This window comes from Mesorhizobium sp. WSM1497 (assembly GCF_001672455.2).
Taxonomy (GTDB): Bacteria; Pseudomonadota; Alphaproteobacteria; order Rhizobiales; family Rhizobiaceae; genus Mesorhizobium; species Mesorhizobium ciceri.
The window spans coordinates 3,425,453-3,442,616 of sequence record NZ_CP021070.1 but is presented as its reverse complement, the minus strand read 5'-3'; the positions used below and the strand labels follow the sequence as shown (position 1 = coordinate 3,442,616).

General features: G+C 63.4%; 8 protein-coding genes. 1 reads left to right on the top strand and 7 read right to left on the bottom strand.

The features are described from left to right. Positions 1-44 precede the first annotated feature (44 nt). On the bottom strand, positions 45-1,583 hold the full coding sequence (locus tag A9K65_RS16710) for a trimethylamine methyltransferase family protein (RefSeq protein ID WP_064994049.1): 1,539 nt from the start codon (positions 1,581-1,583) through the stop codon (positions 45-47). Positions 1,584-1,800: 217 nt separating this feature from the next. On the opposite strand from A9K65_RS16710, the gene A9K65_RS16705 reads away from it, so the two are divergent. Further along, a complete protein-coding gene (locus A9K65_RS16705) occupies positions 1,801-2,391 on the top strand; it encodes a transglycosylase SLT domain-containing protein (protein WP_013530886.1) in 591 nt (196 codons plus the stop codon). Positions 2,392-2,425: 34 nt separating this feature from the next. On the opposite strand, the gene A9K65_RS16700 is transcribed toward A9K65_RS16705, so the two are convergent. The 6 genes from A9K65_RS16700 to A9K65_RS16675 all read right to left on the bottom strand — a co-directional run bounded on the left by A9K65_RS16700 (position 2,426) and on the right by A9K65_RS16675 (position 17,049). Beyond that, positions 2,426-4,642, bottom strand: coding sequence for an ABC transporter ATP-binding protein (locus A9K65_RS16700; protein WP_024501517.1), 2,217 nt, complete (start codon positions 4,640-4,642; stop codon positions 2,426-2,428). A gap of 67 nt (positions 4,643-4,709) precedes the next feature. Further along, positions 4,710-5,867 carry an ABC transporter permease gene (locus A9K65_RS16695; protein ID WP_013530884.1) on the bottom strand — a complete coding sequence of 386 codons (1,158 nt, stop codon included), beginning with the start codon at positions 5,865-5,867 and terminating at the stop codon, positions 4,710-4,712. Between the two features lie 12 nt (positions 5,868-5,879). Beyond that, positions 5,880-6,914, bottom strand: a complete 1,035-nt coding sequence (locus A9K65_RS16690; RefSeq protein WP_013530883.1) for an ABC transporter permease — start codon at positions 6,912-6,914, stop codon at positions 5,880-5,882. A 230-nt stretch (positions 6,915-7,144) separates the two neighbouring features. Then, positions 7,145-8,797, bottom strand: a complete 1,653-nt coding sequence (locus A9K65_RS16685) for an ABC transporter substrate-binding protein (RefSeq protein WP_013530882.1) — start codon at positions 8,795-8,797, stop codon at positions 7,145-7,147. Positions 8,798-9,063: 266 nt separating this feature from the next. Beyond that, positions 9,064-15,117, bottom strand: a complete 6,054-nt coding sequence (locus tag A9K65_RS16680; RefSeq protein WP_064993858.1) for a translocation/assembly module TamB domain-containing protein — start codon at positions 15,115-15,117, stop codon at positions 9,064-9,066. Between the two features lie 3 nt (positions 15,118-15,120). Beyond that, positions 15,121-17,049, bottom strand: coding sequence for an autotransporter assembly complex family protein (locus A9K65_RS16675; protein WP_064993859.1), 1,929 nt, complete (start codon positions 17,047-17,049; stop codon positions 15,121-15,123). Between the last annotated feature and the right edge of the window lie 115 nt (positions 17,050-17,164).

The window sequence follows — 17,164 nt, the reverse complement described above, 5'->3', positions numbered from 1 at the left end:
ATATCAGTGAGTTGAATGGGTGAATGGATTCAAGCTGGGAACGATCACGGCTCGCCCTGCCCGATCGCTTCCTTGCGCCTGGCCATGTAAGCCTCTAGCGCCTCGCGCACGGCGATATCCATCACCGGCTCGACATAGTCCTCCAGCGCTTTCTTCCACAGCCGCGTCGCGCGTGCCGTGGCGTCGAGGCCGCCGGCTTCCTGCCAGGCTTCGTAATTCTGCCAGTTGGACAGCATCGGCTGGTAGAAGGCAGTGGCGTAGCGCTCCAGCGTGTGCGGCTCGCCGAAGAAATGCCCACCGGTTGGCACCGCACCCAAAGCCTCGACGGCGAGTTCCGCCTCATTGACTTCGATCGGGCGCAAGAACTCCATCATATGCTGGATCATCTCGACATCGATGATGAGTTTTTCGAACGACGCCGTCAGCCCGCCCTCCTGCCAGCCGGCGGCGTGGTAGACGAGATTGCCGTGGCCGAGCACCGCGCCCCACAGCGCCATCAGCGTCTCATAGGCGCCCTGCGCGTCGGCGGCATTGGAAGCCGAGCCTGGCGTCGTGCGGTACGGCAGCCCGTAGCGCCGCGCCAGTTGCCCTGACGCAATGTTGGCCTTGGTATTCTCAGGCGTGCCGAAGGCCGGCGCGCCCGACTTCATGTCGACATTGGAGGTGAAGGCGCCATACATGACCGGCGCGCCCGGACGGACAAGCTGCGTCAGCACGACGCCGAACAGCGCCTCGGCATTCTGCTGCGCCAGCGCCCCGGCCAGCGTCACCGGGCTCATCGCCCCCATCAGCGTGAACGGCGTCACCGCCACCGACTGGCCGAACTCGGCCATGGTCATCAGTCCTTCGGCCATCATTTCGTCGAAGCGGCGCGGGGAGTTGACCGAGATGATGGTGGTGATGCCGGGATCGTCGCGCATCTGGTCGAGCGTCAGCCCACGCGAAATCGCCATCATCTCGATGCCGTCCAATGCCCTGCCCCGGCCGATCGCCGAGACATGGAAACTCTTGTCGGTCAGCGTCAGATTGGTGAAATAAGTATCGAGATGGCGGGAGTTTGCCGGCAGCTCCACCGGCGCGCAGACCTGGTTGCCCAGCATGTGGATACAGTTGAAATGCTGCGCCAGCCGTGTGAGATCCGAATAGTCGCGCAAATTTCCGGTGCGGCGGCCGCGCTCCATGTCATGGACATTGGGCGGCCCGGCAACGAGAGTGAAATTAATGGTGTTGCCGCCCAGATGAACCGCGTTGGCCGGGTTGCGCGGCGTCAACACATAGCTGGGCTGCGTGGTCTTCAGCACGTCTTCGATCAGACCGCGATCGATGCGGACATTCGCTGAGGCATGATCGACCCTGGCGCCGGCCTTCTCGAACAGCGACAGCGCGCGCGGACTCATCACCTCGATGCCGAAATTCTCCAATATGTGCATCGACGCCTGATGGATCTGCTCGATCTGATCGGGCGACAGCATGGCCATTGGCGGATAGGGATTGGTCACCCGCCTGAGCGGCAGTTGCGGAATGGCCGATGGCCCCCGATTGCTGGTGCGCTCGGCGCCGCGTTTGCGTCTTGGTTCGTTCATGCCTGGCATCAAAGCCCCGGCAAACCAGGCAAGCTGTCATAAATACGCCGTTTGCGGGCGTGATTTTAGCCACGGCGGCATTTCTGGAGTATCCATTTAGAGAACACGACGAAATATGTCGGATTGTTGATATGGGATTTCCTCGAGCGACCGCTCGGGCGAAGCGTTAATGGACGCTGCAAGATTCCCTTTATAATTTCGGCCTATTGCTCTGCCGATGCGTAGTTCGAGTTTTAGTAAAATTGGTGCGGTTTGCGTGCTGCTGGCGCTTTCGGCCTGCGCCACGCCGCCCAATCACATCAACAATGTTTGCGCCGTCTTCGACCAGAATGACGGCTGGTTCGACAACTGGCAGTCTGCCGCCGAGCGCACGCAGCAGAAATACGGCATCCCCGTTCCCGTACTGATGGCGACGGTGCGCAAGGAATCGGGCTTCAAGAGCAATGCAAGGCCGCCGCGTACCAAGCTGCTCGGCTTCATTCCGTGGAAGCACGTCTCCACAGCCACCGGCTTCTCGCAGGCGCTGGACGGCACCTGGTCGCAATATCAGCGCGAGACCGGCAACTGGGCGGCGCGGCGGACGAAATTCGCCGATGCGGTCGATTTCGTCGGCTGGTATCATTCCAAGACATCTGACACCTACGGCGTCGCCCGCAACGACACCTACAATCTCTACCTTGCCTACTATCTCGGCTGGACCGCCTATGGCCGCGGCAACAGGGGCGATGCCGGTGTGCAGGGCTATGCCCGGGCCACCGACAAGATGGCGCGGGACTATGCCCAGCAGTTGAGCGAGTGCGGGAACTGAGCTTGCCGCATCGTTGATTTCGATCTTCGGACTGTCAGCTCGGCCTTTTGCCGCGCGGACGCTTTGGTGGGGTGCCAGCAAAACCGGGGCCATCGCCATGCGGCGCGTCGTCCGGCATACCTTCGTGCGCGGCGTGTTCCTTGTCGAACTTGATCACGGGCTCCATCTTGGCCAGCACGTCGTCGGAGAGCCAGCACAGGCTCATATGACCGTCGCCGAGATGCTTGACCGGCGGCACCTTGGTCTCGCAGAGATTGTCCGGCACCAGCTTCTTGTAGCCGCAACGGGTTTGGAACGGACAGCCGGATGGCGGGTTCATCGCCGACGGGATGTCGCCTTCCAGCACGATGTGCTTCTTCACGACACTCGTGTCGGCGATCGGGATCGCCGACAGCAGCGCCTCGGTGTAGGGATGATAGGGCGGTGCGAAGATCTGGTCGGTCGTGCCTTGCTCGACGATGTAGCCGAGATACATGACGACGACGCGGTCGGCGATGTAGCGAACGACGGACAGATCGTGGCTGATAAACAGCATCGTCGTCTTGTTCTTACGCTGGATGTCCATCAGCAGTTCGGTCACCGCCGCCTGCACCGACACGTCCAATGCCGAGACCGGCTCGTCGGCCACCACCACCTTGGCGTCACCGGCAAAGGCTCGCGCCACGCCGATGCGCTGCTTCTGGCCGCCCGAAAGCTGACGCGGCTTGCGGGTTTCGAATGCCCGCGGCAGCTTCACCAGGTCGAGCAGCTCCAGCATCCGCTTGCGGCGATCGGCAACCGTCTTGCCGACATTGAACTTCTCCAGCGTGCGGATGATCTGCGAACCGACCGAATGGCTGGGATTGAGCGTGTCGAACGGATTCTGGAACACCATCTGGATCGACGACACCGTGTCGACGCTCCGTTTGTCGATCCCCGTCGACTGGATTTCCGTGTTGCCCAGCGTCACCGTGCCGGCACTTGCCGTCTCCAGCCCGAGCAGCACCTTGGCCAGCGTCGACTTTCCGCAGCCGGATTCGCCGACGATGGCGACCGTCTCGGATTCGCGCGCCATGAACGAGATCGTCTCGTTGGCCTTGACGACGCGGCCCTCGCTCGAGCCGAACACCTCGCTGCCGCCGACCCTGTAATATTTTCTGAGGTCCTCGATCTTGAGCACCGGCGCGCCGGGCACGACGCGCTCATTGACCTTCTTGGCACCGGGTGGCAGCGCCTCCCAGTCGATCTCGTTGAAGCGCACGCAGCGCGAGAAATGGCCTTCGTGACCAGCGACCTCGATCATCGGGATTTCGGCGGCGTTGCAGACACCCTCGACGAAATGGTGGCAGCGCGGGCCGAAATTGCAGCCCTTGGGCCGCTCGTGCGGCAGCGGCAGCTGTCCGGGGATGGAGATCAGCGGCCGTGAGTTCTTGTCGGCGCCCGGCAGCGGGATCGAGCGGAACAGCCCTTGCGTATAGGGGTGGCGCATCCGGTCGAACACGTCCTTGATCTTGCCGGTCTCCACCGCTTCGCCCGAATACATCACGGTGATGCGATCGCAGGTTTCCAGGATCAGGCCGAGATTGTGCGACACGAAGATCATCGACGTGCCGAACTTTTCGCCCAGCCCCTTGACCAGATCGACGATGCCCGCCTCCACCGTCACGTCGAGCGCCGTCGTCGGCTCGTCGAGCAAAAGCAGCGCCGGCTTCGACAGCAGCGCCATGGCAATGACGATGCGCTGCTGCTGGCCGCCGGAGAGCTGGTGCGGATAGGAGCGCATCATACGCTCGGGATCGGGCAATTTGACCGAGCGCACCATATCGAGGGCGCGTTTATAGGCCTCTTCCTTCGACACCTTGTCGTGGATCAGCGGCACTTCCATCAGCTGCTGGCCGACCTTCATCGCCGGGTTCAGGCTCGCCATCGGCTCCTGGTAGATCATGGCGATCTTGTTGCCGCGGATGGAACGCAACTCCTCGTCGGAGAGTTCGCCCATGTCCTTGCCCTGGAACTTGATCTTGCCGCCGACGATCTTCCCGATGTTGGAGAGGTCGCGCATGATGCCGAGCGACACGGTCGACTTGCCGCAGCCGGATTCGCCGACGATGCCCATCGCCTCGCCCGGCATGACGGTGCAGGAAAAATCCATGACCGCCGGTATCTCGCCCTTGCGGGTGAAGAAGGAGATCGACAGGTTCTCGATCTCGATGATCGGCCCTTTGGTTGGCCCGGGGGTCGGCTTGGCGGGATTTCGAACTGCCTCGTTCATGGGTCGCTCCAATCCTGGTTCTTCCAGGCCTGTTTCTCTCAGGCCCATCGGGTCGAAACCCGCGACATCAGTCTTTCATCGATTGTTCGCGCAGCGAGTCGGCGAGCAGGTTCAAGCCCAGCACGAACGACATCAGTGCGATGGTCGGCGGCAGCGCCGGATGGATGAAGGAGCGCAGCAGGCGGCTGGCGTCCTTGATCGCGGTGCCCCAGTCCGGACTTTCCGGCGCCAGGCCAAGGCCGAAATAACCGAGTGTGCCGAGCAGGATCGTGGTGTAGCCGATGCGCAGGCAGGCATCGACGATCAATGGCCCGCGCGCATTGGGCAGAATCTCCCACAGCATGATGTACCAGGGCGATTCACCGCGCGTCTGCGCCGCCGCCACATAGTCGCGCGTCTTGATGTCCATCACCAGGCCACGCACGATGCGGAACACGCCGGGGCTGGAGGCGAACACCACCGCCACGAAGATGTTGAGCTGGTTTGGATCGATATGGACGATGTGCAGCGGGTCCTTATCGAACACAAGGCCGAGATAGATCCAGCCACCGAGGATCAGGGTGATGCCGAGCAGGATGTAGAGCCGGTCGGGCCGGTTCTTGTAGCGGGTCCAGAACAGCACGCTGAAGAAGATGATCGGAAACAGGAAGAAGACGCCGGCCATGCCATAGGGGATCGGCGTGTCCATGATGCCCGGCGTCACCAAGAGGTAGAACAGCAGGATCACCGGGAAGGCGAGCACAAGGTTGGCCAGGAACGACAGCACGGTGTCGATCTTGCCGCCGTAATAGCCGGCGGGCAGGCCGAGCGTGATGCCGACCATCAGCGCGAAGCCGGTCGCGGCAGGCGCGATGATCAGCACGATCTGGCTGCCATAGACCATGCGCGAAAACACGTCGCGCGCCAGCTTGTCGCCGCCGAACAGATAGGTCAGCCCCGACTGCGGTTCGACGGCGCCCGGCAGCACGTCCTTCATGATCGGAATCTGGGCCAGCGGATCGAAGGGCGATATGGTCGCGGCGAAGATCGCCGTGAACAGCCAGAACAGGCAGATGCCGACGCCGACGATGCCGACACCGCTGTCGAACAGCTGGCCGTAGAGCGCCAGCTTCTTCTTGTAGGCGAAGCTCGCGCCCATGACGATGACGAGCGCGATCCAGACCGGCCAGAAGCGCGACAGCACTTCGAAAACGACGGTGAAGCCACTGATGTATTGAACCGGCATCGGCTTCGCTCCCTACTGAACTCTGATACGCGGATTGAGAAATGCGTAGCCGACATCGGAAATGAGCTGCGTGATCAAGACGATGAACACCGAGACCAGCGAGCAGCCGAGCAAAAGGTCGATATCGTTGTTGCCGGCCGCCTCGACCAGCGTGTAGCCGAAGCCCTGGTAGCGGAACATCACCTCGACGATGACGACGCCGGTGAGCAGCCAAGGGAACTGCAGCATGATGACGGTGAACGGTGCGATCAGCGCGTTGCGCAAGGCATGTTTGACCACCACGCTGCCGAAGGAGAGACCCTTCAACCGCGCGGTACGGATATATTGCTGCGTCATCACTTCGACCATCGAAGCTCGCGTCATGCGGGCGATATAGCCGATGCCGTAGATCGCCAGCGTCATCACCGGCAGTGTGAAATTGTAGAAGGTGATGCCCTGGCTGGCCGAAGCCGCCGAGCCGTTCAGCCAGCCTAGCCATGAGGCGAAGATGACGGTGAAGATGACGCCCGACACATATTCAGGCGTCGCCGTCGAGGCGATCGACGCCACGGACAGCACCCGGTCGGTTCGCGACCCCTCACGCATGCCGGCCAGAATGCCGATCAGCAGCGAGATCGGCACCATCACCGCCAGCACCCAGAACATCAGGATGCCGGTAGCGCCGAGTGCCGGAAACAGTTTTGAGGCGACGGTCGCCTTGAACTTGGTCGAGCAGCCGAAATCGCCCTGGAAAACGCCGGCAAAGGTCGGCACTAGCGGATCGTTGCAGAAGGAGAAACGCTGCGCCGGCTTACCGGTCGCCGGGTCGGTTACCGGCTGCTTGGGCAAGACGCCAAGCCACTGGCCGTAGCGGACGAAGAAGTTCTGCCGGTAGCCATGGTTGACCAGCCAGCTCTCGAGCTGCTCGGCCGACGTATGCATTTCGGTCTGGCTGATCGCCAGCTTCTTCAGATTGGGTTCGAGGTTGATCAGGAAGAAGACGACCATGGTCAGGCACAGCATCGTCAATGCCATGGTGCCAAGACGCCTGATAACGAAGGAAAGCATGGCGGCCCCCTGCCGATGGGTTGGGGTTTGAGCCGGCTATGAAAGCCAACCCTGCCGTGACCGGCGGGGCTGGCTGTCAAACAGGCCTTCGGATGCGATCAACCCTGTTTTTGTTGCATGACCTTGCCCGCGAGTCCGCAACTTTTTTGAGAATGTGCGGACCAGCAGGGACGGACAATGCAAAGAGCGAGGGAAGGGAGCGAGCCCCTTCCCTCCATGTCGATGCGATATCAAGCCTGGTCGAGCCAGACCTTGCCGTAGTCGCGCTCGAAGGTCGGGTGCATCTTATAGTTCTGCACCGCCTTCACCGAGTGGCTGTAGAGCTTGCGCCAGTACGGCTGGATCATGATGCCGGAATCCTGCAGGATCTGCTCGATGTCCTTCATCATGTCCTTGCGCTTGGCGGCGTCGGCAACGGCGAGCGCCGCATTGAGCTTGGCATCCCAGTCCGGATTCGACCAGCCGGCCTCGTTCCAGGCCTCGCCGGTGCGATAGGCGATGGCCAGAACCTGGACGCCGAGCGGACGCATGTTCCAGTTGGTCATCGACAGCGGATACTTCGTCCAGTCGTTCCAGAACGTCGAACCAGGCAGAACGGTGCGCTTCACCTTGATGCCGGCGTCGCGCAGCTGGGCGGCGATCGCATCGCCGGTGTTCTTGTGCCAGTCTTCGTCGACGGTGATCAGCTCGTGTTCGAAGTCGGCTTGGCCGGCTTCCGCCATCAGCGCCTTCGCCTTGGCCGGATCACGGGCAACCTTGGGCAGCTCGTAATATTCCGGATGGATCGAGCAGACATGGTGGTTTTCGGCGACCGAGCCGGCATTGCCGTAGCCGAGCTGCAAGACGACATTGTTGTCGACCGCAAGCTGCAGCGCGTTGCGCACCTTCTGGTCGCCATAGGGCTTGTTGTTGACGTTGGTGCGGCAGACGATGGTCGACGCGGTGACGATTTCCGACTTCACCAGGTCCATGCCGTCGAGGATCGACACATAGTCGGCCGAAGTCTCGAAGTTGGTGTGCACTTCGCCGGCCTCGAAAGCGCTGACCATGGCTGCCGGATCGGTGCCGTAGTCGATGAATTCCAGGCCATCGAGGAACACTTCGCCGTCCCACCACTTGTCATCGGTGCGGCGCTTGTAGACCACCTTCTGACCGACATCGTAGGAGACGAGTTCGAACGGACCGGTGCCGATCGGGCAGGCCTTGAAGTCGCCGCCCTTCTCATCGAAGGTCTTGTGGACGATCAGCCCGGGATAGTCGCACATGTTCGGAATCAGCGCGATGTCCGGCTTGCTGAGCTTAAGCACGACCGTGTGGTCGTCCGGCTTGGTTACGGCGCTTTCGTCGAGCTTGTCGTCCTTGACCAGCGAGCCGAGACGGCCGGGCATGGAATTGCCTTCGGCTTTCTTGTCAGCCCAGCGCTTCAGGTTGAAGATGACGTCATCGGCGGTGAAGGCATCGCCATTCGACCAGGTGACGCCCTTGCGCACATGCAGCGTGTACTGCGTGGCGTCGTCGTTGACGTCCCAGCTTTCCAGCAGATAGGGGCGAAACGTGTATTCGGAGGTGTACTTGACCAGCGGCTCGAGCGCCTGGCGCTCGGCATTGGCGATTTCCGACCAGTCGGCCTTGCGCGGGTCCTTGGGATCTTTGATCCACTGGGCGATCTTCAGCGTGCCGCCCTTCTTGCCCTTTACCTCTTCGGCCTTCGCCGGCGTCGGATCGGCGAGGCCGAGCAAGCCGTAAGCCATTGCCGTCGATGCGCCGAAGACGCTGGCCATGGCCAGGAATTCGCGGCGGTCCACCTTGCCTGCCTTGGCTTCTTCGGCCATGGCCAGGATGTGATCCGGAACGCGATCGCCATTACTCTTATAAATTGTCATGACTTAACTCCCATTGTTGGCTTTCCGCCTTTTAACATTCCGCATCCAGGCCATGATGTCAAAGACGGCGTGGATTGAGAACATGTTAGGGAATGTGCAACTTTGAAAGGGGAGCGGTTCGCGTGATAACGACAGTCTTGGCGCAAATTTGCTACTGCCCGACGGATTCTTCTGGAATCGCGATAGTCGATTAAACTGAGACATTTACTCTGGCCCGCACAGCACCAGAATCGATCCACCATGAGGCCAAAAGCCCCGCCGGACTGTCAGTATTCCTTCTCGTAGAAGATGCCGCCCTTGGCTTCGCCGGCATCGTTGGCCTCGCCGCGCAGCTTGACGCCGCGCCCGACATTGAGGTCGATCGTCGCCTTGCCCGAGCCCGGCTTGTCGCCCTTCTGGATGGTGACATAGGTGCGGTCGTTGAGGTATTTGCCGGCCGAAACCGCCGTGCCGCCCTGATCGTCGGTGGTGACGTCGAGATCGTCGACGCCAATGGCGCTGCGCAGGTTTTCCAGCAGCGACGTCGAGCCGCCGACGCCGGCCAGCTGCCCCGCCGCTTCGGCGAGCTGGGCGATTTGCAGCGGCGACAGGTTCGACATCGAGCGGCCGAAGATCAATTGCGCCAGCACCTCATCCTCGGGCAGCGCCGGCACCGAGGAGAAGGTGAACTTCGGATTGGTCGCTTCGCCCGACACCACGATGGTGACGGTGGCGCTGGTCGTCGTCGTGGTCGCCGTCAAATTGAGATAGGGCACCAGCGAGCCGGAAAACCCGACCGTGCCTTCGGTGAAGGTCAGCCGCTTGCCGAGGATCGACAGTCGTCCGCGCTGCAAGGTGAAGGTGCCGACCGCTTGCGGCGACGAGGCCGGGCCGGTCAGCTTCAGCGAGCCGCCAAGTTCGGCATCAACGCCCCTGCCCTGGATGAATATCTGATTCGGCGCGTTGACCGTGACATCGAGCGCAAGGCCGCTACCGCCGCCCTTGCCGCTGGTCGTCGGCGGCCGCAGCGCCTTGTCCTGCGCCTTGACCGCGCCCGGCGCGTTCTTGTGCTTGACGTCGAGCGCCGCCAGCGAGCCCGGCAATTTGTCGGGAACGGTGATCACCGTCTTGGCGAGATTGACGGTGCCGGCGATGACCGGTGCGGAGGTCAGCGGTCCCTTGATCGTCAGGTCGCCGCCGAGATTGGCGGTCACCACCCTGCCGTCCGTATAGCGGCCGTCGACCAGCTTGATCGACAGGTCGGCCGGGAAACCCTGCGCCGGGTTGATGCCGACCGTGCCGCTGGCCGACAGGCTGCCGCGCGTCGACAGCGTTCCGGTCAGCCGGTTGATCCTGGCGACGCCGCCGGCAATCGAGACATCGGCGGCGAGATCGTTGACGGCGAGGCCGGAGCGCGCATCGACAAGGCGCGCACCCGAGGTGCTGATGCTGCCGCCGATGACGGGCGATGTCGCGGGACCGCGCACCTGCACGTTGACATTGGCGGTTCCAGACAGTGACAGGCCCTGCGTGGCAAGCTTCTGGCTGAGCAGGCCGAACGGCACGACGCCATTGAAGTCGAGCACCAGTGACGGCGTGCCGGCCGTCGTCACGGTGCCGCCGCCCTTGAGGCCAAGGCCGGCGCCATCGCCGACATTGGCATTGAAGGTCAGCTTGTTGCCGCCGAAGGTGCCCGACGAGGAGACACTCACCGCACCGACACCGGCACCGCGCGTCTGCGAGGTCTGCACGCCGGCCGCGTCGAGGTTGAAGGCAATGGCGGGGTTCGCCGGCGCACCCGTCACCTTGACCGTGCCTGAGATCGAACCGGCGGCGTCGAGCCCCGGCGAGAAACTGTTGGCGAGCGACATCGGCACGCGCGCCAGCGTCGCATTGATGTCGAGCGCCGTGCCGACCTTGCCGGTCACCGTCGCCGTGCCGCCGCCCAGGTTGAGCACCAGCCGGTCCAGCGTCGTTGTGCCGTTGGCAATGCTGACGGTCGAGGCCTGGGCGATGGCCGTCTTGATGCCCTGGACAGTCGCCTGGCCGGAGGCAAGCTCGATGGTCGTCGTGCCGTTGGCCACTTTCACCCGGCCGGCGGCCTGTGCCGGAATGCCCTTGACGGTTGCGCCGCCGGAGAAGCCCGTCCAGTCGCCGTCGCGCTTCAAGTCGACATCGATGCCGCTGATCACGGTGCCGCCCGACGTGACGGTGTCGGCGCGAATCTTTCCGGAGATCACGGGCGCCGCCAGATAGTTGGCGACCAGCGCATCGATCGAGACGGCTTTCGCCTGCAGGTCGCCGCGCGTAATCGATGCTGTCGCCGCCTTGATTGCGACCTGTGGCGCATTGCCGTTCTTCGAAAAGGCGATCGTGCCGCGCACATCGCCTTCGGCCTTCTCCAGGGCAAGTGCTGCCAGCGGGCCGATATCGGGCAGGTCGAGCGCGATGGTGCCGACCGGCACGAACTTTTCATCCAGCGCCAGATCGCCGGAAATCCTGTTCTTGCCGAGCGACAGCAGCAGGCCATTGATGGCGCTCTTGCCGTCCGCCGTCGCCAGCACCGCACTGCCTTGCAGCGCCTGGCCGGCGACATTGCCGGTCAGCTGCACATTCGCCGCCGGATTGGCAGCATCGGCCTTGCCGGTGGCGGTCAGCTTCAGCCCGGTGATCTCGCGCGATGCCACCAGGAGCCTGTCGCTATCGACCGTCAACGACAGGTCCGGCGCCGCGGCCGGGCCCTGCGCGTTCAACGCAAAAGCGATGGCGCCCTTGGCGTCTTTCGACAGCAGCGAGATGTCGCTCAGCGCACCCTTGATGTCGGCGGCCACCTTGTTGTCGGCAAGGCTGGCTTGCCCGTCTGCGGTCAGCGCGCCCGAGGTCAGCTTCAATCCGCCTATAGCGATACTGCCGTTGGGGTCGCGCTTCAGCGTGGCGCTGATCTCAGCGCGTTCGCCAAGCATGCCGCGTGCCGCCGCCGGCAAGGCCGACGATGGGGCATCCGCCTTCAGGTTGAGGTCTATGGCACCGTCACGCAGCGATACCTGGCCGGCAACCTGGCTGTTCAGCGCATCGCTCTTGAGCGAGCCGCTGTCTATGGCAACCGCATCGGCTGTCAGGCGACCGCTGAGCGCCGCCGTGACCTTGCCGGCGATCAGCGGCGCAATCACCGGATTGTCGAGACCGACCTTGTCCACCGACACTGTGCCGGAAACCGACCCTGCACGGTTCTTCAGATCGAACGCATCCGAGTGCAACGCCAGGGCAAGCCCGTCCACCCTCGCCGGACTGGTGACGATCGAGGGCAGGATCGCGGAGACATCCAGGCGGGCCCGCGTGCTCTCGCCCGCCACCTTTGCCGACAAGGACCGGATCTCGATCTTGACCGGGCTCTCGGCGCTGCCGACAGTCAGGGGCAGGCTGGGGCCGGATGAGATGAGATCGAGCGCAAAATCGCTGGCGCCGTTCGGATTGAGGGTGCCGGTCGCCTTGCCGGAAATCTTGTCGCCGGTCAGCGTCGCCTGATCGAGCATCACGCCGCCGGCCAAGGTGTAGCTGCCGGCCGCATCGACGGCGAGCGGCCCGAGCCCGGCCTGCCGGGTCTGGCTGGTTTCGACACCGGCCAGTTGCGCATTGAAGCGGACATCGGGAGCGGCCGGCGGTCCGGTCACTCCAACCGTGCCGCTGAGCGTGCCAACAGCGTCGAGGCCGGGCGAAAATTCATTGGCGAGCGCCGCGGGCAGTGCCGAAAATTGCGCCGCGAGGTCGAGCGTCTGACCGGCAGTGCCCGACAGCGTCACCGAACCGCCGCCGACATCGAGCGCCAGTTTCTCGATGCTGGCCGTGCCGTTGGCGATGCTCAGTGTCGACGCCTGAGCGATTGCGGCCTTGATGCCGCGAACCGTCGCCTCGCCCGAGGTAATCTCGACGCTCGTCTTGCCGTCGGCGATCTTCACCCGGCCGGCAGCGGTCGCCGGAATGCCCGCTATGGTGGCGCCGCCGGTGAAATTGGTCCAATCGCCGTCGCGCTTCAGGTCGACGCCGATGCCGCTGATTTCGGTGGTTCCGGAAGTGACGCTGTCAGCCTTTATCGAACCGGCGATCGCCGGCGCCTTGAGATAATTGGCGATCAGCGCATTGACGGTGATGGCCTTGGCCGTCACGTCGCCACGCGCGATCGAAGTGCTCTTCGCATCGATCGTGACGGAGGGCGCGTCGCCCTCCTTGGCAAAGCCGATGGTGCCGTCGATGTCGCCCGTCACCGCCTGGCCGGCCAGTGCGGCCAACTGGTCGATAGCGGGCGCGTCGAGCGTCAGCGTACCGAGCGGCATGTACTTGTCGTCCAGCGCGAGATCGCCCGAGACCTTGTTGTCGCCCAGCGAGACCAGGAATCCGTTGATCGAACGCTTGCCCTCGCTTGTCACCAGTGCTGCCTTGATATCGAGCGGCTGGTCGTTGACGGAGCCGGTCAGCGATACGTTGGCGGCGGGACTGGTGATATCGGCCTTGCCGCTCGCCGTCAGCTTGATGCTCTTCACCGTGCGGCCCGATGCCGTCAGGCTGTCGCTATCGGCGGTAACGGTGAAATCCGGCGCCGTCATCGCGCCGCTTGCCGACAGCGCGAAATCGACGCCACCGGCAACCGGCACGCCGACTGTCGGCGACAGCACGGAAACGTCGCCCAATTTGCCCTTGATGTCGGCCTGGATGTCGGTGCCCTGCATGCTGGCCGTGCCGGCGGCGCTGAGCGTGCCGGACGTGAATTCGATCGAGTTGGCGGCGAAGGATCCCTGCGGATCGCGGGCCGCGGTGGCCGAGAATTTCACCCGGGCGCCGAGCACCGAGGCGATCTGCGGCGGAAAGGCCGTCGCCACGGCATCCGCGTTCATCTTCAGCTGCATCGACAGGTCGGCAAGCGCCACCGTCGCCGTCAGAGAGGCGTTGAGCGCATCGGAGCGCAGCGTGCCCTGGTCGATGGCAATGGCATCCTTGCTGACCGACCCGGCCAGATCGACATCGATCTTGCCGGTGATCAGCGGCGCCAGCGTCGCCACGTCGGTGTTGAGACCACCCGCCTGCAGCTTGACGGTGACCGGCCCGGCGCGGTTCTGGATGTCAAAGCCGTCGGAATGGATCTGCGCCGCCAGATCATCCAGCCGCGTGCCGCCAGCAACGATGGAGACGAAGGAGGCGCCGATGTCGATGATCGGTGCCTTGCCGTCGCCGAAGGCGCGGGCGGTGGCATTGCTGATCGCCAGCGTGATCGGTTGCGCCTTGCTGCCGACGCTGATCACAACGGGCGGACCCTTGGCGGCGAGTTCGATCGAGAGGTCGCTGGCGCCGGCAGGATCGACAATGCCGGTCGCGGTGCCGTGCACCGCATCGCTGTCGATGTTGGCGCGGTCGACACTGACGCCACCGGCCGATGTGGCGGTGCCGGCGACATCGAAGCTGGTCTTGCCGGCAAACAGCGGCTTGAGATTCTCAGGCAGGAAGCGAGCGAAATCGCCGTCGCCCTTGGCCTCAACATGATTACCCTTGTCGGTCAGTTGGTGCCGGCCTGTCAGCTGGGTGACGATCTTGCCGTCGACCGAGAACGTGCCGATGCCGTTCCAATTGGCGAGCGGCCCGGTGCCCGAGACAATTATGTCGACCGGCGGCGTATCGGGAAGCTTGAGCAGATTGGCAATGATGCCGCCTGCCGGCTCCGAGGCCTTGAGGTCAAGATCGAGCCTGTTGTCCGCCGGCGCAAAGTGGATCTTGGCGTCGACATTGCCTTGCTTGCCGTCATGGCGGGTGACGTTGAGCACCGTCTCGACCGCCAGCGGCGCGGCATCGGCCTTGAGCATGCCCCTGGCGGCAAGTTCGGCGATGCCGCTGCCGGCCAGTTGCTGGCCAAGCGCGATCTCGGGCAGGTCGATCTGCTTGATGTCGATGGAAACCGGCAGCGTCGTCGTGCCGCCGCTCGGCGCCGGCTGCGTGCTGGCCACCGGCAACCGGGCGAGTTCTATGCGCTCGGCAGCGATGCGGTCGGCGCTGAAGTTTTTCGACAGCAGCGCCAGCGGCGACCAGTCGACGGCCACCTTGCGCGCCACCAGCCAGGCACCCTCGCGATCCTCCAGCACGACATGGTCGACGCTGAGGGCTCCCGACCAGATGCCGTCTATGCCGCTGACCGTGATCTTGCGGTCGTCGGTCGATGCCAGCCGCGAAATGATGCCGGCGAGATTGTCGCGGCCGCGCTCGGTCTTGGTTAGCACCACCAGCGCGCCGATCGCTCCCGCAATCACGATCAGCAGGGTGTAGAGAACAATGCGGAGGATGCGCCAGACTGTTTTCATCGCTCAGAATGCCTGTCCGATGCCGGCATAGATGCCGAAATGCGGATCGCCCGGATCGCGGTTGAGCGGCACGGCCGCGTCGATGCGCAGCGGCCCGAACGGCGTGACATAGCGCAGGCCGACGCCGGCGCCGACCTTGACATCGGAGAAATCGGGAACCGATTTGGTCGACACGGTGCCGGCATCGACGAACGGCACGATGCCGATCGTGTCGGTGATGGCGATGCGCATCTCGACCGAGGTTTCGAAGAAGGACAGGCCGCCGATCGGCTGGCCGGTGAAATCCTTCGGACCGATGCCCTGATAGGCGTAGCCGCGCACCGAACCGCCGCCGCCGGAATAGAAGCGCCGGTCGGCCGGCACATTCTGAAGCCCGGTGCCGACGATCGACCCGATGGCGACACGTTCGGCCAGCACGAACTTGGAAGCCGAATCCAGCGACTGATAGGCCGATCCCTCGCCCTTGAGCTTCAGGAAGGCCGCACCATTCAAAATGTCGTAGCTCGGCTCGGCATAGGCCAGCACCCGGAAGCCGCTGGTCGGGTTCAGGCGGTTGTCCCTGTTGTCGTAGACATATTGCAGCGGAATGCTGGCGATCAGGTATTTGTGCTTGCCGAAAGCGTCGTGGATGCGGGAATAGTCGAGCGCCACCTCGGCGGAAACCGTCTGCTTCTTGGTCAGTTCGTAGGACAGGCCGGCGCTGCCCTTGACCGAGAAATGGTCATAGGCATCAGGATGTTCGAGCACCGTCTTGACGCCGGCGAAGAACTTCGATGCCGGTCCGATCACACCGGGTTTCTCGAACATGATGCCGGCATTGTAGTTGAGTTCGCCGAGATCGTTGCTGCCAATGCCGCTGATCTTGCCATCGATGCGCAGCTTCTCGGCCCGGCCGAACAAATTGCGGTGGCCCCAATAGCCCTCAAGGCCCAGCCCCTCGGTGTTGGAAAAAGTGCCGCCAACGCCGAAATAGCGTGGCTTGCGCTCGCTGACCTGGACGCCGATCGGAATGTTGCCGTCGGCATCGAGCTTGTCGGCTTCCTTGAACGTCACGCTGTTGAAGACCTCGAGCGCCAGCAACCGGTCGCGCGCGTCGTCGATCTCTTGCGGCGAGTATTGCCGGCCGCGCTTGAGGCCGGTCATGTATTCGGTGAAGTCGCGGTCGACCTTCTCGGTGCCTTCCACGGTGGTCGGGCCATAGCCGGCGACCGGTCCGGCGGCGACCGTCAGCGTCACGTCGAGCGTCGAGGTGGCATGGTCGGCGACGATCTGGCGGTCCGTCACCTCTGCCAGCGGCCTGCCTTGCTCCTTCAGCGTCCGCACGATCAGCGCTTCGGCCTTGAGCACTGCGCCGGATCCGGCGTCGCCGCCTGATATCAGGCCATAATCGGCGCTCATCAGTCCTGCCGCGTCGCCTTGCAGCCTGATATTGCCCAAGGTGAATTTCGGCCCGCTAGCAATGTCGATCGCCACGGGAACCGGCTGCGGACCCTTGAATTCGGCATCCGGCGGCAAATCGTCGAGCGGCTTGCCGTCGATGGTGACGGTGACGACGCCTTCGTAGCGGGCATCGGCATAGAGCGCGGCGACAAGCTGTTCGCGGTCGCTGCGCGCCTTGGCCATCAGCCCGAGCGAGCCTGAAACCGGACGCTCCTCGTCGCCCTTCAGCGCCGAGGCATTTTCGAGCTTCTTGACCAGGTCCTTGTCGGCGTCGGGGGCATTGATGGTCACGGCGTAGCGCAGCGGATCGACGATGTCGGCATCCTCGTCGCTGGACGATCCCCACAGCTTGATGCCGAAAAGCTCGAAAGCGGCCGCCGGGGGCGATTCGGCGACGAGCACGGTCGAGCACATCATGGCCAGCAGCAGGGCGCGCGGAAACGCACGCCCTGGCGCGCGACCTCCTGACATCTGCTCTTCATGCGCCGGCATTAAGACAACCTAGGTTACAAAACTAAAATTGGAATGAAGTTCTGAAGCGCTCGTAAAGGGGCCACAATCCAATTGTCTGAAATAGGACGGGCTTGGAATTCACACCTTTTGCGTC